The 19,072-nt window shown below is 43.2% G+C and carries 16 protein-coding genes and 1 rRNA gene; 10 read left to right on the top strand and 7 right to left on the bottom strand.

Translation table 11 applies throughout. The features are described from left to right. Positions 1-492 precede the first annotated feature (492 nt). From lpdA to ampD, 6 genes are all read right to left on the bottom strand, one after another. On the bottom strand, positions 493-1,920 hold the full coding sequence (gene lpdA, locus L2703_RS08985; protein ID WP_248970766.1) for a dihydrolipoyl dehydrogenase: 1,428 nt from the start codon (positions 1,918-1,920) through the stop codon (positions 493-495). 222 nt (positions 1,921-2,142) lie between these two features. Then, positions 2,143-4,035 (bottom strand): pyruvate dehydrogenase complex dihydrolipoyllysine-residue acetyltransferase, encoded by a 1,893-nt coding sequence (aceF, locus tag L2703_RS08980; protein ID WP_248970765.1) that lies wholly within the window; start codon positions 4,033-4,035, stop codon positions 2,143-2,145. A 13-nt stretch (positions 4,036-4,048) separates the two neighbouring features. After that, positions 4,049-6,709, bottom strand: a complete 2,661-nt coding sequence (aceE, locus tag L2703_RS08975; protein WP_248970764.1) for a pyruvate dehydrogenase (acetyl-transferring), homodimeric type — start codon at positions 6,707-6,709, stop codon at positions 4,049-4,051. Positions 6,710-6,815: 106 nt separating this feature from the next. Next, complete coding sequence (gene pdhR, locus L2703_RS08970; RefSeq protein WP_248970763.1) at positions 6,816-7,568, bottom strand: pyruvate dehydrogenase complex transcriptional repressor PdhR; 753 nt, start codon at positions 7,566-7,568, stop codon at positions 6,816-6,818. Between the two features lie 392 nt (positions 7,569-7,960). Further along, positions 7,961-8,812, bottom strand: a complete 852-nt coding sequence (gene ampE / locus L2703_RS08965) for a beta-lactamase regulator AmpE (RefSeq protein WP_248970762.1) — start codon at positions 8,810-8,812, stop codon at positions 7,961-7,963. 298 nt (positions 8,813-9,110) lie between these two features. Continuing rightward, positions 9,111-9,680, bottom strand: a complete 570-nt coding sequence (gene ampD / locus L2703_RS08960) for a 1,6-anhydro-N-acetylmuramyl-L-alanine amidase AmpD (RefSeq protein ID WP_248970761.1) — start codon at positions 9,678-9,680, stop codon at positions 9,111-9,113. 196 nt (positions 9,681-9,876) lie between these two features. On the opposite strand from ampD, the gene nadC reads away from it, so the two are divergent. The 10 genes from nadC to mutT all read left to right on the top strand — a co-directional run bounded on the left by nadC (position 9,877) and on the right by mutT (position 18,612). Next, a complete protein-coding gene (gene nadC / locus L2703_RS08955) occupies positions 9,877-10,755 on the top strand; it encodes a carboxylating nicotinate-nucleotide diphosphorylase (RefSeq protein ID WP_248970760.1) in 879 nt (292 codons plus the stop codon). A gap of 831 nt (positions 10,756-11,586) precedes the next feature. Continuing rightward, entirely contained in the window at positions 11,587-12,018 is a 432-nt protein-coding gene (locus L2703_RS08950; protein ID WP_283107845.1) for a pilin, read from the top strand. Between the two features lie 32 nt (positions 12,019-12,050). Next, positions 12,051-12,476 (top strand): pilin, encoded by a 426-nt coding sequence (locus tag L2703_RS19000; RefSeq protein ID WP_283107844.1) that lies wholly within the window; start codon positions 12,051-12,053, stop codon positions 12,474-12,476. A 21-nt stretch (positions 12,477-12,497) separates the two neighbouring features. Beyond that, on the top strand, positions 12,498-14,204 hold the full coding sequence (pilB, locus tag L2703_RS08940; protein ID WP_248970759.1) for a type IV-A pilus assembly ATPase PilB: 1,707 nt from the start codon (positions 12,498-12,500) through the stop codon (positions 14,202-14,204). Between the two features lie 139 nt (positions 14,205-14,343). After that, complete coding sequence (locus L2703_RS08935) at positions 14,344-15,606, top strand: type II secretion system F family protein (protein ID WP_248970758.1); 1,263 nt, start codon at positions 14,344-14,346, stop codon at positions 15,604-15,606. Positions 15,607-15,623: 17 nt separating this feature from the next. Then, positions 15,624-16,550, top strand: coding sequence for a prepilin peptidase (locus L2703_RS08930; protein ID WP_248970757.1), 927 nt, complete (start codon positions 15,624-15,626; stop codon positions 16,548-16,550). Continuing rightward, positions 16,547-17,176, top strand: a complete 630-nt coding sequence (gene coaE, locus L2703_RS08925; RefSeq protein ID WP_248970756.1) for a dephospho-CoA kinase — start codon at positions 16,547-16,549, stop codon at positions 17,174-17,176. The genes L2703_RS08930 and coaE overlap by 4 nt, the downstream gene beginning before the upstream one ends. Then, complete coding sequence (gene zapD / locus L2703_RS08920) at positions 17,169-17,903, top strand: cell division protein ZapD (RefSeq protein WP_248970755.1); 735 nt, start codon at positions 17,169-17,171, stop codon at positions 17,901-17,903. The genes coaE and zapD overlap by 8 nt, the downstream gene beginning before the upstream one ends. Positions 17,904-17,981: 78 nt before the next feature. Continuing rightward, complete coding sequence (yacG, locus tag L2703_RS08915; protein WP_248970754.1) at positions 17,982-18,191, top strand: DNA gyrase inhibitor YacG; 210 nt, start codon at positions 17,982-17,984, stop codon at positions 18,189-18,191. Between the two features lie 22 nt (positions 18,192-18,213). Further along, positions 18,214-18,612, top strand: coding sequence for an 8-oxo-dGTP diphosphatase MutT (gene mutT / locus L2703_RS08910; RefSeq protein ID WP_248970753.1), 399 nt, complete (start codon positions 18,214-18,216; stop codon positions 18,610-18,612). A gap of 356 nt (positions 18,613-18,968) precedes the next feature. On the opposite strand, the gene rrf is transcribed toward mutT, so the two are convergent. Next, positions 18,969-19,072, bottom strand: a 5S ribosomal RNA gene (gene rrf / locus L2703_RS08905); the annotation flags it as partial.

The raw sequence follows: 19,072 nt of genomic DNA, 5'->3' as shown, positions 1-19,072 counted from the left end.
CGCAGTTAACAAGACAAGGGACTGCTTGAAAGACGTTTATTATCACGCAGGGTTATACCAATTAGCACAAAAATGTGGTCATGCTTAAAACATTGAAGGTAGCACAACGACCTCGCTGCAATTTCTGCCTTGTGCTAAGCGATTTTGCCTGCGTACTATCTGATTAACCTGAGTTCGGGATAAGGGATGAACTTATGCTATTTAAAATCAACACGTTACTCTTTCTCACTTTCAAGCTTGTCATTTGTTCTGCTAACAAGGCGAATTGACGCGTCAATAGCTAGCCTATTGCAAGTCGATTCAACACAGTTAACAGGGCAAAGGACTGTTTGAAAGGCGTTTATTATCCCGATCTCAGGTTGATTACTTATTTATCCCAATTGATGTTAAATCGACTAGGTTCTCCCTTTAATCCTAGACTATAACCACTAAAAATAAACCAAAAAAAAGCACCCCATTTATGGAGTGCTTTATTCAAACAAAGTCGTGTTATTACTTCTTCTTAACCGCTTTAGGGTTAGGTAAGTCTGTAATTGACCCTTCGTATAATTCAGCCGCTAAACCGACTGACTCATGTAACGTTGGGTGCGCATGAATGGTTAATGCTAAATCTTCAGCATCGCAACCCATTTCAATCGCTAGGCCAATTTCACCAAGTAATTCGCCACCGTTAACACCCACAATCGCACCACCAATCACGCGGTGAGTCTCTTTGTCGAAAATTAACTTAGTCATACCGTCGCTTGCATCAGATGCGATTGCACGACCAGAGGCAGCCCATGGGAACTTAGCAACTTCGTAAGATAAACCTTGCTCTTTTGCTTCTTTCTCAGTAACACCAACCCATGCAACTTCTGGATCTGTGTAAGCAATCGATGGGATCACTTTCGGGTCAAAGTAGTGTTTCATACCCGCAATCACTTCAGCAGCAACATGGCCTTCATGCACGCCTTTATGCGCAAGCATAGGTTGACCAACGATGTCACCAATTGCATAAATGTGCGGTACGTTAGTGCGTAATTGCTTATCAACATTGATAAAGCCACGTTCATCTACATTTACGCCTGCTTTTTCAGCATCTAAAGACTTACCATTTGGTGAACGACCAATGGCCACTAATACGGCATCGTAACGAACTGGCTCAGCAGGTGCTTTTTTGCCTTCCATCGATACATAAATGCCATCTTCTTTAGCTTCAACCGCTGTAACTTTGGTTTCTAGCATTAAGTTAAACTTGTTTTTGATCTTCTTAGTGAAGACTTGAACAATGTCTTTATCAGCAGCAGGGATAACTTGGTCAAACATTTCAACCACGTCAATGTCACTGCCTAGTGATGAGTATACTGTACCCATTTCTAGACCGATAATACCACCGCCCATCACCAATAACTTACCTGGCACTTCTTTCAACTCTAGCGCATCGGTAGAATCCCAAATGCGTGGGTCTTCGTGTGGGATAAATGGCAATTTAATAGGACGAGAACCAGCTGCAATAATCGCGTTATCAAAGTTAACCACTTTAACGCCATCTTCACCTTGCACTTCAATGGTATTTGGGCCAGTAAATTTACCTAAGCCGTTAACCACAGTCACTTTACGCATTTTAGCCATGCCACCTAAGCCACCGGTTAATTGGCCGATAACTTTTTCTTTATAGCTGCGTAATTTATCTAAATCGATTTGTGGCTCGCCAAAACTTACACCGTGAGCTGCCACCGTTTTTGCTTCTTCGATGACTTTAGATACGTGCAATAATGCTTTAGATGGGATACAACCCACATTTAAACATACGCCACCTAAGGTGCTGTAACGTTCAATAATGACGGTTTCTAAGCCTAGGTCTGCAGCACGAAAAGCCGCAGAATAACCTGCAGGGCCCGCGCCTAATACAACTACCTGAGTTTTAATTTCGTTACTCATGTTTTCCTCTATCCTTTGCTATTGACGGTGATACCGCCTCGTGGCCAGATCGTGTAAGCTGACCGCATTTTACACTTTGTTTGACACGAATCACAATCCTAGAAAGTCGGATTGATTGGCATCTATTACTCAAACAACGTCAAGATGCGTGTTCAACAAGCATTAATTGGGTATATCTGTAAACAAAATAGGCTGCTTGAATAATCAAGCAGCCTATTGGTATTAAAGTACTAAGGTACGAATATCTGATAAACACTGGTTCAGATAAGTAATGAACCTTGCACCATCTGCACCGTCTATCACACGGTGATCGTATGATAGCGACAGCGGTAGCATTAAGCGTGGGGTAAATTCTTTACCATTCCAAACAGGCTTAAAGTCAGACTTAGACACACCTAAAATGGCCACTTCTGGCGCATTGACGATTGGTGTAAATGCTGTACCACCAATACCACCTAAGCTTGAAATGGTGAAGCAGCCACCTTGCATGTCAGATGCGGTCAATTTACCGTCACGGGCTTTTTTCGATACCACTTTAAGCTCGTTCGACAGCTCATGAATGCCTTTTTTATTAACGTCTTTAAACACTGGCACCACAAGACCATTTGGTGTATCTACAGCAATACCAATGTTAACGTACTTCTTCAGAATTAAGCTTTCGCCATCTTCTGATAATGAAGAGTTAAACGTTGGATAGGCTTCTAATGCTTTAGCAGCCGCTTTCATGATGAACACTAATGGAGTGATCTTCATGCCAGAATCTTTCTTCGCTTCAAGTGCATTTTGTGCCTTACGGAACTCTTCAAGCTCAGTAATATCAGCATCGTCCCACTGGGTAACATGCGGGATTTTCACCCAGTTACGGTGTAGGTTAGCACCAGAAATCTTCTGAATACGTGATAATGGCTTAACTTCTGTTTCGCCAAACTTATTAAAGTCTACCTTTGGCCATGCAAGTAGATTGAGCTCACCGCCGCCATTGCTTGCAGATTTAACCGCACCAGACTCAACTTGCTTAACCGCCGCTTTCACGTAGTTTTGCACGTCTTCTTTAACCACACGACCTTTGCGACCAGAGCCTTTAACATTCGCGAGGTTAACACCAAGCTCACGCGCCATGCGGCGAATAACCGGTGACGCATGGGCATAAGCACTGTTTTCAACAAAGTCTTCTTTTGCTGCAGCAGCCGTTTGCGCAGGAGCGGCCGGCGCAGGAGCGGCCGGCGCAGGGGTTGCGGCAACCGGTGCACTGGCTACAGGAGCTGGGGCCGGTGCTTGCGCGCTACCGGCCACTTCGAAAGTCATAATTAATGAGCCAGTTGATACTTTATCGCCTTGGCTAACAACAATTGACTTAACGGTACCGGCAAATGGTGCTGGTACTTCCATCGCCGCTTTATCGCCTTCAACGCTAATTAAAGACTGTTCTTCGGCAACGGTGTCACCCACTTTAACCATAACTTCTGTGACAACCACTTCGTCGCCACCGATATCAGGCACGTTAACATCTTTAACGGCAGATGCAGTCGCTACCGGCGCTGCGGCTGTAGCAACAGGAGCAGCTGGTGCGCTACCGGCCACTTCAAATACCATCACAAGTGAACCGGTTGATACTTTATCGCCAACGGCCACTTTAATTTCTTTAAGTACACCAGCAAACGGTGCTGGCACTTCCATCGCCGCTTTATCGCCTTCAACGCTTAATAGCGATTGCTCTTCTGTAATGGTGTCGCCAACCTTCACTAAAATTTCAGTGACCGACACTTCATCGCCGCCAATATCTGGCACGTTAACGTCTTTAAGCGCAGGTGCAGCACTTGCCACCGGAGCTGCAACAGGCGCTGCGGCTTGTGGAGCAGGTGCCACACTCGCTGCTGGCGCTGCGTCTGATTCAAAAATCATAATTAACGAATCAGTAGCCACTTTATCGCCCACTTTCACTTTAATTTCTTTCACGATACCGGCAGCAGAAGCAGGAACTTCCATTGCCGCTTTATCGCCTTCAACGCTGATAAGAGACTGCTCTTCTTCCACCTTGTCGCCTACGCTAACAAGGATTTCAGTCACTTCAACCTCATCCGCGCCGATATCAGGAACATTAATTTCAATTGCCATTTTATCTAGCCTCTTATGCGTATAACGGGTTGGTCTTTTCAGTGTCGATACCAAACTTAGCAATCGCCTGAGTCACAACCGACTTTTCGATTTCGCCACGTTTAGCAAGCTCAGCTAATGCAGCTACAACCACATAACCCGCGTTTACTTCAAAGTGACGACGTAAGTTTTCACGGCTATCTGAACGACCAAAACCATCAGTACCTAATACTTTGTAAGAAACAGATGGCATGTAAGCACGTACTTGCTCAGCATAGTTCTTCATGTAGTCGGTAGCAGCAATTGCAGGCTCGCTGCCCATCACGGTAGAAATATAAGCTTGTTTCTCAGCCGCTTCAGGATGCAACATGTTGTAACGCTCAGCATCTTGGCCATCACGAGCAAGCTCGTTAAATGACGTAACTGAGAAGACATCTGATGCCACATCATATTCTTCACTCAGGATCTGCGCCGCTTTACGTACTTCATTCATAATGGTGCCCGAGCTCATTAGCTGCACTTTTTTGCTGCCTTTGTGCGACTCAAGCTTATAAATACCCTTACGAATACCTTCTTCGCTACCGGCTGGCATCGCTGGCATCGCGTAGTTTTCGTTCATTAGGGTTAAGTAATAGAACACATTTTCTTGCTCGCCATACATGCGGCGAATACCGTCTTGAATGATCACTGCCACTTCATAAGCAAAGGTTGGATCATAAGAGATACAGTTAGGAATTGTGCTTGCTTGAACATGGCTATGACCATCTTCATGCTGCAAACCTTCACCGTTAAGGGTAGTACGGCCAGCGGTAGCACCTAATAAGAAACCACGAGCTTGCTGATCGCCTGCCATCCACGCCATATCACCCACGCGTTGGAAACCAAACATAGAGTAGTAAATATAGAATGGGATCATCGGTAAGTTGTTAGTGCTGTATGACGTTGCCGCTGCCACCCAAGATGACATCGCACCTAACTCGTTAATACCCTCTTGCAATACTTGGCCTGAAGTCGCCTCTTTGTAGTAAGACACAACGCCACGATCTTCAGGGGTATAAGTTTGACCAGATGGGTTATAAATACCGATTTGACGGAATAAACCTTCCATACCAAATGTACGCGCTTCGTCGGCAATAATTGGCACAATATTTTTGCCAATGCCTTTATCTTTTAAAAGAATATTTAAGGTACGCACAAACGCCATAGTTGATGAAATTTCACGCTTTTGCTCTTCAAGCAACGGGGTAAATTCTTCAAGGGCTGGCAGGGTTAACGCTTCAGTAAAGTTAGGCAAACGCTGTGGCGTGTAACCATGTAACGCTTTACGACGAGCATGTAAGTACTCATGCTCTTTCGAGCCTTCTTCAAGTGTTAAATAAGGCAGGTTTTCAACCGCATCATCAGTTAATAAATCTTGTAGGCCTAGACGATCACGTAATTGCAGTACGTGAGTCATGTCCATTTTCTTCACTTGGTGAGCAATGTTTTTACCTTCTGCCGCTTCACCCATGCCATAACCTTTTACGGTTTTAGCCAAAATAACGGTTGGACGACCTTTAGTTTCCTGAGCGTTTTTATAAGCTGCAAATAGCTTAGATGGCTCATGACCACCACGCTTAAGAGCAAAGATTTGTGCATCGGTCATGTCAGACACGAGAGCTGCGGTTTCTGGGTACTTACCAAAGAAGTGCTCACGAACATAAGCACCATCTTTTGACTTAAAGGTCTGGTAGTCGCCGTCAACAGTTTCGTTCATCAGTTGCAGTAACTTACCTGAGGTATCTTTAGCAATTAATGCATCCCAGTTGTTACCCCAAATTACTTTGACTACGTTCCAACCTGCACCACGGAATAAACCTTCAAGCTCTTGAATAATTTTACCGTTACCCATAACAGGGCCGTCTAGACGCTGTAGGTTACAGTTAATCAGGAAACATAAGTTGTCTAGTTTTTCACGAGATGCAAACGAAATTGCCCCACGAGATTCCGGCTCATCCATCTCACCGTCACCTAAGAAGGCATACACACGCTGCGCAGAGGTATCTTTTAAGCCGCGGCCATCAAGGTATTTTAAGAAACGCGCTTGATAGATAGCAGACATTGGGCCTAAACCCATAGATACCGTTGGGAACTGCCAAAACTCAGGCATTAATTTAGGGTGTGGGTACGATGGAATACCGTTACCATCCACTTCTTGACGGAAATTATCAAGTTGCTCAGCCGTTAAACGCCCCTCAACAAATGCACGCGCATAAATACCTGGAGAAATGTGGCCTTGATAATACACTAAATCGCCACCGTCTTTTTCATTCGGTGCACGGAAGAAGTGGTTAAAACAAGTTTCGTAAAACGCGGCAGAAGACTGAAAAGACGCCATGTGGCCGCCAAGCTCTAAATCTTTTTTCGATGCACGCAACACAATCATAATTGCGTTCCAACGAATAACAGAGCGGATACGACGCTCAAGCGTGGTATCACCCGGGTAGGCGGGCTCGTCTTTAGTTGCAATGGTATTGATATAGTTAGTGGTCACACCCGTTGGCATATCTACGCCATCTAAACGGGCTTTATCCAATACTTGCTCAAGAAGGTACTGAGCACGCTCAACTCCTTCTTCACGTACCACTGATTCTAAAGCAGACAACCACTCGCTTGTTTCTTGTGGATCAATATCTTTTAGCAAATGTTCAGACATTGGTAGTCTTTCCTATACGTTTTATCTAATACACCTGTAAAGGGTGTGTAGAGTAGGTTTTATAATTAAATTAAAAGTGTCAGGCTTGGCGCGAAAAGAGCTTGGCCTATCCACCACTCTTTAAGCGGCGCAAACTACGCTGCAACCGACTGTCTTCTTCTCTTACTGATAGCATGACCTCTTCGATATAGCTTAAGTGCTCGTTCGAAGCCTCACGTGCAGCATCTGGGTCTCGGCGAACAATCGCTGCCAATAATGCCCGTCTGTGATCATTTGCCATGGTTGAAGCTTCTGCGCGTCGGCTTAAAAGCTCCAAGTTTTGTGCAACATTTTTGTGTAGCACAGGGGTTAAACTGAGGACCAAATGCAGCATTGCCACATTGTGAGACGCCTCGGCCACCGCGCGATAAAAACGCACAATCGCATCCGCTTTGGCCTCGATATTGGCGGCTGACTCAACCTCAATAATGCGGTTATTAATGTTTTGCATATCGGCATCTGTACCACGAAGTGCGGCAAAGTAAGCCATCATGCCTTCAGTGGCGTGACGAAATTCCAGTAAGTCATATTGGCTTTCTGAGTCGTTATGCATTAATTCAACAATAGGATCGGCAAGACTTTGCCAGAGTTGTTCTTTAACATAGGTGCCACCGCCTTGACGACGCATTAGCAACCCTTTTGCTTCTAACTTTTGAATAGCTTCACGCAATGAAGGACGCGACACTTCAAACTGCACAGCAAGTTCGCGTTCGGGAGGCAGTTTTTGGCCCGGCTGCAAACTGCCTTCGAGGATCATGCGCTCTAATTGCTCCATGATCACATCGGAAATTTTTGGCTGGGTAATCTTACTATAAGCCATTAGGCGCTCTGCTCCATAAACAAGCGATTGTCAATTGGTCTTACCAATTAATTTGATAGAGCGCACTTTAGCAAATCATACAGGCCATGTCTAGTTATCAGCTTATTAACAACTCAGCACTAGTTTGTTTAAAACGCTCAATCCACGAGCATAACCGATATTTAAATAAAAGGGGTCAGACCATTTCCCCTAAAGCGCTTAAATCTAGAATCTAGGAACTAGAAACTAGAGCGCGACGCTGCTAAAAAGAATAAAATCTCAGCAGCGAAGCTGTCCTAGCAGGACGTAGTCCGCCCTAGTATCTCAGCAGCGAAGCTGTCCTAGCAGGACGCAGTCCGCCCTAGTATCTCAGCAGCGAAGCTGTCCTAGCAGGACGCAGTCCGCCCTCGAAACTAATTAACAACACCAAAAATGGTTAATACCGACACCAAAGTTAACAGTAAAACAAAATTGCGCTTACTTAATGCCAGCAATGCTAGAGTTGATTGCACACTCACAGGAGCGTTGCCCGCCTCAGGCAACGACTCAGCCGCCACCGCTGTTTGAGTCACAATTGTTTTGGCCTCGCAATTAAGGTGTAAACTATATTGCCGCCAGGCTTGCAAACCACTACTAAATTGGCCACTTAACACATAACCAAAACTAAATACTCGGCTTGGTAACCAATCAAGTATGGTGAGTAAATCATTAACTAATGGCATGTCCATGCACTGCTTAGCGTTAAAGTCACTGAAAAAACGCACAGTACAGTACAACACAGCGCCAGCTGGGCCCAAAAAGATTAAAAATAGTGCTACCGCGCCATAGTAACGGTAATTAATCCAAGCAACGGTTTGCCCTACTTTTTTGCCTAAATCTTGTTCATCAACCACATCGATACACTCAGTACAATCAAGTTGGCCAGCATAGCGATAACACGCTTGCACATCGCCCCGACAGGCCGCCTGAATGTACTGTTTAAATACCGCGCGTAAATGTTGGTGACTAAAACAAATTATCGACACCACAACCCAAAAAGCCAAACTGAGTAAATCAAACAACATCCCTTGCAGTAAATGGCTCACCACAAACACCACCACGGCAGGCAATGTTAGTGCCATCACTACACCAAACTCAGATGCTAGCGATTTTGCATCCCAAAATTGTTTATGGTAACGCACCATTAAACTATCAAACTGCCATCCGCTAGGCAGTAATTTAAGTCGCTCAACTAAAATCGCCACTAATAATGAAAATAACGCCATGAATATCCTTTTTACCTATGCTCTGTCGTATATACCTAAACAACCTGAATAGGCTCGATTTCATCTAGAATTTACACGCATTTTAAAGGCGTTGATTGTAGGTAAACCTGTGAGTAATGACTGCGGGAAATGATTTTTCCCTTTCCCAAATCAGCTAAATCAACAAAAGCCGTAGCGTAAACGTGTGTAAGCTCTAGATTAGCCCATTAACACGCCTAGCATTAAAAACACAATGACGTTCTGAAACACGTCTGTTCAAGTTGACTAAACACTCGACAACAAGCCTTACCAAGTGTATTCAAGTTGCTGCTACTGTTGCTGCAATAATGGCTTGCTTATAACGTACCCAGTCAAAGCTATCACCTGGATCGGTTTTACGTCCGGGAGCAATATCACAATGACCCACAATGTTTGCTAAGGTAATCATAGGATACTGCGCCATTAAGGCCAATGTTAACAGTGTTAATTGTTCATATTGCACATCGGTATAACCGCTGCTATCGGTGCCCTCCATTTCAATACCAATGGCAAAGTCATTACAACCCGTTCTTTGGTTAAAACTAGACACCCCAGCATGCCAAGCCCGATCATCACAACTTACATACTGCACCACTTCGCCATCGCGGCGAATTAAAAAATGTGCCGATACCTGTAACCCCGCTAAATCAATAAAACTGTCATCGGCCTCAATGTCTAAACAGCCCTGAAACAGATTATCAATGTGCGGTAAACCAAAACAGCCTGCCGGTAAACTAATGTTATGAATCACCAGTAAGCTCACTTCGTCGTCTGGCCGTTGATTAAAATGTGGCGAAACACAGACACGAGCACTGTTAAGCCAACCCTTATTTAATACTCCAATAGTCATAACAACCCTAACTCAATGTCGATACAGTAAATTTAACAGCATTAAACATGAATACCAATGTTAAAAATTGCGCACCAGTGAGTGTCAGATTAGTGCGTAAATATGGTAATCTTGTGTAAATGCATTTTGGTAATTGACTACGCTATTTATCGCGAGTCGTTTTACCCTATCACGCTCTTTAGCAAGGACTTTGCTTATGTTAGAAAATGACATCCGCCACGCAGTAAAAACAGCACTCGATGAAGACTTAGGCCACAGCGCCCACTCCACCATCGCAGACATGTTAACGGCAGATATTACTGCACAACTCATTCCTGCAGACAAACACGTTTCAGGCAGTTTAATTACCCGCGAAGACGGCGTTTTTTGCGGTAAAGCCTGGGCCGAACAAGTCTTTAACCAACTTGGTGGTGAAGTGGTGTTGCATTGGCATGTCGACGACGGCGACTTAGTGGTACCAAATCAAGTGCTATGCGAATTATCTGGGCCTGCCCGCGCCATTTTAACCGGCGAGCGCACGGCAATGAACTTTATTCAAACCTTGTCTGGTACAGCAACACTCACCAAACATTATGTCGACAAACTCTCTGGCACCCATACCCGTTTACTCGACACTCGTAAAACCATCCCCGGGCTTCGCACTGCGCAAAAATATGCGGTCACCTGCGGCGGCGGTAAAAATCATCGTATTGGTTTATTTGATGCCTTTTTAATTAAAGAAAACCACATCATGGCCTGCGGCGGGATATCACAAGCCATTACAGCAGCACGAGCATTAGACAGCAACAAACCGGTAGAAGTAGAGGTCGAATCACTTGACGAGCTAACCCAAGCACTCGACGGTGGTGCCGACATTATTATGCTCGATAATTTCGACGTCACCATGATGGTCGATGCAGTGAGCATTAATAATCGTTATAAAGATCAAGGTAAAGGCGCCAAACTTGAAGTGTCGGGCAATGTCACATTAGACACCTTAGCCACATTTGCTCAAACAGGGGTCGACTATATTTCTGTCGGCGCTCTGACCAAACACGTTAAAGCCTTAGATTTGTCATTAAGATTGAAGGCGTGATGGTTCTAGGATCTAGGTCCTAGATTCTAGGGCGGACTTCGTCCTGCTAGGTCGCTGCGCTTCTAGAACTTAGAAGCGTAGCGCTCTCGAATCTAGGCTTTTTGCAGCCATAAAAACCGTCAACAAATCGACGTTGTTGCATTTTTGTCAAAAAAGCATCTCTACAAACTCGTATCGTCAAAATAAAATTACCGTATGACACACTGAAAGTATGAAATTAGAGCATTTTTAGACATTTATTTTTTATTTGTACGGTAAAACTATTCCATTTTAAACCAGTTTATACTAACGTTTACTTTAGGCGAGCTGGCCTTTCGGCCATGCACAGTAATCGCTAAAGTGTAAATAAGTGCAAACCTGTTAACATTTAGTCCACATTTGTAAACATCTAAGTTAGACTTACTTGAGCAAATGTTCAGTGCCTCTATGTTAATGTTAGCGTATTTACTCTAGATTTACTGCTCAGCCGAAATGTCATTAACAACATAATCTGCTAACATTAACGGTGTTAACAGGGCGTATTGGGTAGGCACGCTAAGCGTTAAACGCGCCAAAAGTGCTAACAATGCTAGCATTAAATGCTAAAAGAGCCTGTAAGTGTTAAAACATCAATAACACAAACTGCTCTGCATTGATCCGCGTACGCCTTAGCAATGCAACTGATGTTGGCGCTATTAAAAAATCGTGGTTATTTAGACACACCATCTAAACCCACATAATTGTGCTTTACGGTGTAGGCAAATGGAATGCCAGCGACTTCACTTAATACTAGCAATGAGTGAATCGCTATCGAGGATTGATACTACCAGGCCTAATTTTACGGAGAGAAAAATGAAAGGTATCAACCAAATCAAAAACGCTAAGGGTTTTACTCTTATTGAATTAATGATCGTAGTCGCGATCATCGGTATCCTTGCAGCAATCGCACTACCTGCTTATCAACAATACACCAAGAAAGCACGTTTTGCTGAAGTTGTTTTAGCTGCCTCAAATGTAAAAACATCGATTGACACCTGCTTCCAAACACGTGGAGCTGGTGTGTTAACAAATTGCAGTACTGCAGCATTAGTTGGTGCAGACCTTACGGGTGCAGCCAATGGTACTCATGTATCGAAAGTAGAAATTGATGCTAGTACTGCTGCGATTACTGCTACTGGTGCAGCTTCAGTTGATGGTAAAACATACATCCTGACACCTTCTGCTGCTAATGGCACATTAACTTGGGCACAGACAGGTGATTGTGTTGCTGCAGGTTTGTGCTAATTAATCACAATAAATTATTATTGAAAACCACTATGCTGAAAAAGCATAGTGGTTTTACTTTAATAGAGATAATGATAGTTATATCTATTATTGCCATTTTAAGTGCTGTTGCATTACCAAAATATAAGACTTATGCCAATAGGACTAAATTTGTGGAAGTAACTGCTGCTGTAGGTGTTGTTAAATCTTCTATTGATGTTTGCTTTCAAACAAGAGGGTATTACTCGCTACAAAATTGCAATGACTTTGAAAAGATAGGACTAACTAAAAATCAACTAATCTTAGCCACTTATATAAGTGACATAAATATATTAATTGATGGTACTATTATTGCCAATGCTATATCTGGTGATGGATTTAACTCTGAGTCTTTTGTTTTGACTCCAACACCTTCCTCAAGCAGTTTAATATGGGAGGTGTCCAATACTTCAACTTGCATAAATGCAGGCTTCTGTTAACAATTAAGAAGACACACTTATATGTCATCAACCGCACTCCATTTAGGTTTATCAACGTTATTTATCCGCAAAGGCCTCCTAACTGAAGAGCAGATTTCTACATCTATTTCTGATTCACGCAAACTAAAGCAATCATTAGTTACTACGATAATCCATTCAAAATTACTTTCCGCTAGAGAAATTGCTGAGCTATGCTATGAAGAATACGGCACACCTTTACTCGATTTAAACGAATTTGATTTACTCAGTATTGCTGAAGAATTACTAAATAAAAAGCTCATTGAAAAACACAAGTGTTTACCCCTTTTTAAAAGAGGGAATCGTCTTTACATCGCAACATCTGATCCAACCAATATTGCAGCCCTTGAAGACTTTCAATTCAGTTTAGGCTTACATGCTGAAGCAATTCTCGTTGAAGACGATAAACTGCTTAAAGCGCTAGAAAAGATTATTGAAGATGACATTTCAGGGCTCGATTTAGCAGGCGCAGATGAAGAAGCACTTGCCAACATGGAAGTCACTGACACAGAAAGACGCGACGAGCAAAATAGTGACAGTAGCGATGATGCGCCGATTGTTATCTACATCAATAAAATTCTCACCGATGCCATCCGCAAAGGTGCCTCAGATTTACATTTTGAACCGTATGAAAAGCGTTACCGCATTCGTTTTCGTATTGACGGCATTTTACATGAAGTATCCGAGCCGCCAGTTAATCTATCTGGGCGTATTTCTGCTCGTTTAAAGGTAATGTCTAAACTAGACATTGCCGAGCGCCGCGTACCGCAAGATGGCCGCATTAAAATGAAGCTGTCGCGCACCAAATCCATCGATTTTCGCGTGAGCACCCTACCCACCATTTGGGGCGAGAAAATTGTAATGCGTATTCTGGACTCATCTTCAGCACAGCTTGGTATTGAAAAGCTGGGTTACGAAGACGATCAACGCCAATTATACGAAGAAATGCTTGCCAAACCTCAGGGGATGATTTTAGTCACTGGCCCGACGGGGTCAGGTAAAACCGTGTCCCTGTATACTGGGCTTAATATCCTTAACACCGAAGAGCGAAATATCTCAACCGCCGAAGATCCGGTAGAGATTAACCTAGAAGGCGTTAACCAGGTTCACATTAATTTAAAAGCCGGCTTAACCTTCGCCTCGGCCTTACGCTCATTTTTACGGCAAGACCCCGATGTCGTTATGGTTGGTGAAATCCGCGACCTAGAAACCGCCGAAATTGCCATTAAAGCGGCGCAAACCGGTCACTTAGTGTTATCGACACTGCACACTAACTCAGCAGCCGAAACCCTAACCCGGTTAATTAACATGGGTGTGCCCGGTTATAACATTGCCAGTTCTGTCAATTTAATTATTGCCCAACGCCTTGCAAGGCGTTTATGCCCCGCATGCAAACAGCCAGAAGACATCCCCGCGGCAGAGCTACAACGCCTAGGTTTTCAAGAGGAAGACATTAGTAAAGGGATCAGCGTATTTAAACCAGTAGGCTGTGAGCTATGTTCGGGTGGTTATAAAGGCCGTGTCGGTATTTACGAAGTGATGAAAATGAGTGATGAAATCGCCCGCACTATTATGGAAGGCGGCAACTCACTGCAAATTGCCAAACAGGCTAAGCAGCACGGTATGCGCGATTTACGCCAATCTGGGTTACTCAAAGTAATACAAGGCGTAACCAGTATTGCAGAAATAAACCGTGTCACCAGCTTTTAATTAGTCTACAGTATCAGTTAATTCCGATGGACATAACGCGCTAAATTTATCACGATAACGAATACCGTTCATTAAAAAACACGTGAAAATTTCGTTAAAAAGATGCGTTAGAATATGCGCTAAAAAAAGGACTGGCTCTATGGCCACTGCAGCAGCAAAAAGAAAACCTAAAACGAAAAAACAAGCCCAAAAACACCAACCTAAAGTATTTACCTACGAGTGGAAAGGGCTAAATCGCGATGGTGCACGCACTTCAGGTGAATTACGGGGCACCAGCATTGCTGAAATCCGCAGTATATTAAAAGCCCAGGGCGTAACCCCAAAAGGTGTGCGCAAAAAATCGGCGCCGCTATTTAAGTCAGAGAAAAAGATCACCGCAATGGACATTGCCATGATCACTCGCCAAATAGCCACCATGCTTTCTGCTGGTGTACCATTAGTCACTACCATTGAATTACTCGGTCGCGGCCACGAAAAAGCCAAAATGAGGGAGTTGTTAGCCACCATTTTATCGGATGTGCAATCAGGCATCCCGCTGTCCGATGCCTTAAGACCCCATAGGCTGTATTTTGATGATTTATACGTTGACCTAGTGGCAGCTGGTGAACATTCTGGCTCATTAGATGCAGTATTTGACCGTATTGCAACCTATCGCGAAAAAGCCGAGCAGTTAAAATCTAAAATCAAAAAAGCCATGTTTTACCCTGCTGCAGTTGTAATAGTGGCAATATTGGTAACAACACTATTACTGTTATTTGTTGTGCCACAATTTGAAGATATTTTTAAAGGATTTGGTGCTGAACTGCCTGCCTTTACTCAATTAATTATTGGAATTTCGCGGTGGCTACAAGCTTCTTGGTATTATTTTGCTATCGCGATTATTGTTGCTATTTGGTTATTTAAAAAAACCCACAGAACATCACAAAGTTTTCGTGACAAAATTGATCAACTGGTTTTAAAAATCCCTGCTATTGGAGACATACTCCACAAGGCCGCCATGGCTCGTTTTGCAAGAACGTTAGCCACCACATTTGCCGCTGGTGTCCCTTTAATTGATGGCCTGGAATCTGCTGCAGGCGCCTCCGGCAACTACGTATATCGCTCAGCTCTGCTTAAAGTTCGCCAAGAGGTAATGTCAGGCATGCAGATGAACGTGGCCATGCGCACCACAGGCCTCTTTCCAGACATGCTAATCCAAATGGTGATGATTGGCGAAGAATCGGGCGGCCTAGATGAAATGCTCAATAAAGTTGCCAACATTTATGAAATGCAGGTAGACGACGCTGTAGATGGATTATCTAGCCTAATTGAACCAATTATGATGGTGGTAATTGGCACGGTTGTGGGCGGACTAATCATCGGTATGTACTTACCTATTTTTGAAATGGGTAATATTGTATAACTTATTAAAAGAATAAAATGACTGAATTTATCTCAACTTTTATCACAACAATGCACCAGTATCCTTGGGTGTTTGTGGTGATTAGCTTTATTTTTGCTGCCACCATTGGCAGTTTTATTAACGTTGTGATCCATCGTTTACCGGTAATGATGAAGCGTGAATGGCAAAGCGAATGCAACTTTTATTTAAACGAATATCATCCCGATATTGTTAAGCAAGTAGGTAGTGAGCGTTTACATAAACCCATTGACGAGTTTCCTGCGAAGTACAATTTGGTGGTGCCGGGTTCGGCTTGCCCAAAGTGTAAAAGCAATATCAAACCCTGGCACAATTTACCTATAGTGGGTTGGCTATCCTTACAAGGTAAATGCGCTAATTGTAAAACGGCCATTTCAGCTCGTTATCCTATCATTGAGCTGTTAACGGCCTTGCTCATCTCCACACTGGCGTTCTATTTTGGCCCTAGCTGGCAGTTTGTCTATGCCAGCATATTAACCTTTGTTTTAGTGGCGCTCACCGGCATCGATTTAGATGAAATGCTGTTACCCGATCAACTTACCTTACCAATATTATGGCTAGGGCTAGTGATTAATCTTAAAGGGATTTACACCAGCCCTGAAGATGCCATTATTGGCGCTGCTGCAGGCTATTTAAGCTTATGGTCTGTGTTTTGGCTATTTAAACTCGTTACTGGCAAAGAGGGCATGGGTTACGGCGACTTTAAATTGCTCGCGGTGTTTGGCGCATGGCTAGGTTGGCAAATGCTCCCGCTCATTATATTGCTGTCGTCGCTAGTAGGCGCGGTTGTAGGCATTATGATGATCATCACTAAGAAGCTAAAAAAAGGTAACCCGATTCCGTTTGGCCCTTATATTGCGGCAGCGGGTTGGATTGCTCTAGTCTGGGGGCAAGACATCATTAATTGGTATTTAAGCACCCTATGACCAACCAGAAGTTTATCGTAGGCTTAACAGGTGGCATCGCTAGCGGGAAAACCACCGTGGCGAATCTGTTTGCAGAGTTCGGTATTGAGTTGGTTGATGCTGATGTGATTGCCAGAGAAGTCGTTGCAAAAGGCTCTGCTGGGATTAGTGCTATTGTTGATCACTTTGGTGATGAAATATTACTTGCCAATGGCCAACTAGATAGAGCAACTCTGCGTAACAAAGTGTTTAATAACGAAACACAGCGCCTATGGCTCAATAACTTACTACACCCAATGATCCGACAAAAGATGTTAGACCAAGTGCAAGCATCAACATCTAAATATGTCATTATGGTTGTGCCCTTGCTATTTGAGAATCAATTAGATAGTTTAGTCAGTACAACTTTGGTGGTAGATATTTCCCCTGAGTTACAAATTTCAAGAACGATGCAACGTGACGGCGTTAGTCAACAACAAGTTGAACATATACTCGCAAGCCAAATGAGTAGGCAACAACGAATTGATAAAGCTAATCACATTATTGACAATCAAGGAGATATTGAGCTGTTGCGCAGTCAAGTAACTCGTCTGCATCAACTCTTCTTACAACAAGCAGCCGAATTATCTAATAAGCCTAATGACTGAATTAATTTACGAACAACCATTAAATGAAAAAATACGCAGTTACTTACGCTTAGAAAACCTTGCACAACAAATACAACGCTGTATCGCTCAAGATCAACAGCACCAGTGCTTTTACCCCTTATTTTCCCTTGTAGAGCTTACCGAACGTTGTGATTATCGAACCGAAGTATTAAAAGATATCGACAGACAAGTACAACTACTGCGCAGTATATGCTACTTACAAGAAGCCGATACCGAACAAGTTAGTCAACTTATCCAGCAGCTCAACGCACTTAAAGCGCCATTGCAGCATCCAGAAAGGGTTGGCTGTCAACTTAAGCAAGATAAATTTATTTTTGCATTGCGACAGCGTTTTAATATGACGGGAGCCTACTGTAATTTTGACTTGCCACAACTCCACTTCTGGTTAGCGAAAGACTGGCAACATAGACAGCAAGATATTCAGTACTGGTTACATCAATTTGAGCCGCTTTTAGCGCCGATTACACTATTATTAAGCATTTATCGTAATGCAGCCGAGTTTACACTTCTAAGCGCACATGCTGGCTTTTTTCAAGGCACTTCACCACAACCACTGTCATTAATCCGCGTTAAAATTGATCCTAGCCATAATTGTTACCCAACAATCAGTGGTCATAAAAATCGATATGCCATTCACTTTGTTGATTTCAATATACAACGTCACACCAACGAAACAATCGCGTTCTCACTGGCAACCTGCGGTTAAACCCTTTACCATTGAGCAATGAACCATTAATAACACCGCTAATCATCATTAATTGGTGAGTGGAGAACAGAAATCACTATGCCGTTAATCGTAAAATGTCCTATTTGCAGCACATCAGTCGAATGGAGCGCCACATCTTTATTTAAGCCATTTTGTAGTGAACGCTGCAAACTTATTGATCTCGGTGACTGGGCAAGCGAAAAGCACAGCATCCCTGTAAAAAACAACATTGACCCCGATATGCTGGATGATATCGGCTACGATGAAGAAGATTTTTTTAAACAATAATGGCACTACCACGAGAACTATAATGCAAAAAAGAATACATGTAGCAGTTGGCATTGTCATAAACGAACATAAACAAGTTTTACTCGCAAAACGACCAGAACACCTTCATCAAGGTGGTAAATGGGAGTTTCCTGGGGGTAAGGTTGAACAAAATGAATCTGTGACCGATGCATTAATTCGTGAGTTTAAGGAAGAAGTTAATTTAGACATAAGCAGTACAACCAAATTTATGGATATCAGTCACGACTATCCAGACAAGCACGTCAGACTCGATATTCACCTCATTACTGACTTTAATGGCAATGCCTCAGGCATGGAAGGCCAACAAGTTAAATGGGTTAAAGTGCAGTCCCTAAACGAATATGAATTTCCCGAGGCAAACAAACCCATTTTAGAAAAATTAATCCATTTAAGTTTATAATTAGCAAGCCATCGTGTTAGATAGTTTTTGAGTAAACAATGTCTACTGATTTAGTTAAGGATCAGATCGTTGGCCTCTAGGGTGTCTGGAACAGTTTAGCTAAGCGTATACACGACAAAGCCCTAGCATTATCTACTAGGGCTTTGTCGTGTATTAGGCACCTGAAAATGGCTTACTCTCACATTGCATATCGACCACACTATCGTATGATTAATATTCGAGAAGTACTTGAGCCCACAGCAAAAAGGCAACTCAACTAGAGTCGCCTTATTCCATTATTGCAACAGCAATTTAGACAGGTAGATAAACGAAAAAATCCCCAACACGCAGTGCTGGGGATTTTTCGTATATTAGGCGCCTGGAAATGACCTACTCTCACATGGGGAGACCCCACACTACCATCGGCGATACTGTGTTTCACTTCTGAGTTCGGAATGGGATCAGGTGGGACCACAGCTCT

Source organism: Shewanella basaltis (assembly GCF_023283885.1).
GTDB lineage: Bacteria > Pseudomonadota > Gammaproteobacteria > Enterobacterales > Shewanellaceae > Shewanella > Shewanella basaltis.
The sequence above is the reverse complement of the archived record's forward strand: the minus strand, read 5'-3'. Positions and strand labels throughout refer to the sequence as shown.

What these genes read in the sequence shown, in the direction of transcription:
- coaE (WP_248970756.1), top strand. Translation starts at nt 16,547, where the DNA reads ATGACCAACCAGAAGTTTATCGTAGGCTTAACAGGTGGCATCGCTAGC.
- L2703_RS08935 (WP_248970758.1), top strand. Translation starts at nt 14,344, where the DNA reads ATGGCCACTGCAGCAGCAAAAAGAAAACCTAAAACGAAAAAACAAGCC.
- aceF (WP_248970765.1), bottom strand. Translation starts at nt 4,035, where the DNA reads ATGGCAATTGAAATTAATGTTCCTGATATCGGCGCGGATGAGGTTGAA.
- ampD (WP_248970761.1), bottom strand. Translation starts at nt 9,680, where the DNA reads ATGACTATTGGAGTATTAAATAAGGGTTGGCTTAACAGTGCTCGTGTC.
- mutT (WP_248970753.1), top strand. Translation starts at nt 18,214, where the DNA reads ATGCAAAAAAGAATACATGTAGCAGTTGGCATTGTCATAAACGAACAT.
- L2703_RS08950 (WP_283107845.1), top strand. Translation starts at nt 11,587, where the DNA reads ATGAAAGGTATCAACCAAATCAAAAACGCTAAGGGTTTTACTCTTATT.
- pdhR (WP_248970763.1), bottom strand. Translation starts at nt 7,568, where the DNA reads ATGGCTTATAGTAAGATTACCCAGCCAAAAATTTCCGATGTGATCATG.
- zapD (WP_248970755.1), top strand. Translation starts at nt 17,169, where the DNA reads ATGACTGAATTAATTTACGAACAACCATTAAATGAAAAAATACGCAGT.
- pilB (WP_248970759.1), top strand. Translation starts at nt 12,498, where the DNA reads ATGTCATCAACCGCACTCCATTTAGGTTTATCAACGTTATTTATCCGC.
- L2703_RS19000 (WP_283107844.1), top strand. Translation starts at nt 12,051, where the DNA reads ATGCTGAAAAAGCATAGTGGTTTTACTTTAATAGAGATAATGATAGTT.
- ampE (WP_248970762.1), bottom strand. Translation starts at nt 8,812, where the DNA reads ATGGCGTTATTTTCATTATTAGTGGCGATTTTAGTTGAGCGACTTAAA.
- L2703_RS08930 (WP_248970757.1), top strand. Translation starts at nt 15,624, where the DNA reads ATGACTGAATTTATCTCAACTTTTATCACAACAATGCACCAGTATCCT.
- yacG (WP_248970754.1), top strand. Translation starts at nt 17,982, where the DNA reads ATGCCGTTAATCGTAAAATGTCCTATTTGCAGCACATCAGTCGAATGG.
- nadC (WP_248970760.1), top strand. Translation starts at nt 9,877, where the DNA reads ATGTTAGAAAATGACATCCGCCACGCAGTAAAAACAGCACTCGATGAA.
- lpdA (WP_248970766.1), bottom strand. Translation starts at nt 1,920, where the DNA reads ATGAGTAACGAAATTAAAACTCAGGTAGTTGTATTAGGCGCGGGCCCT.
- aceE (WP_248970764.1), bottom strand. Translation starts at nt 6,709, where the DNA reads ATGTCTGAACATTTGCTAAAAGATATTGATCCACAAGAAACAAGCGAG.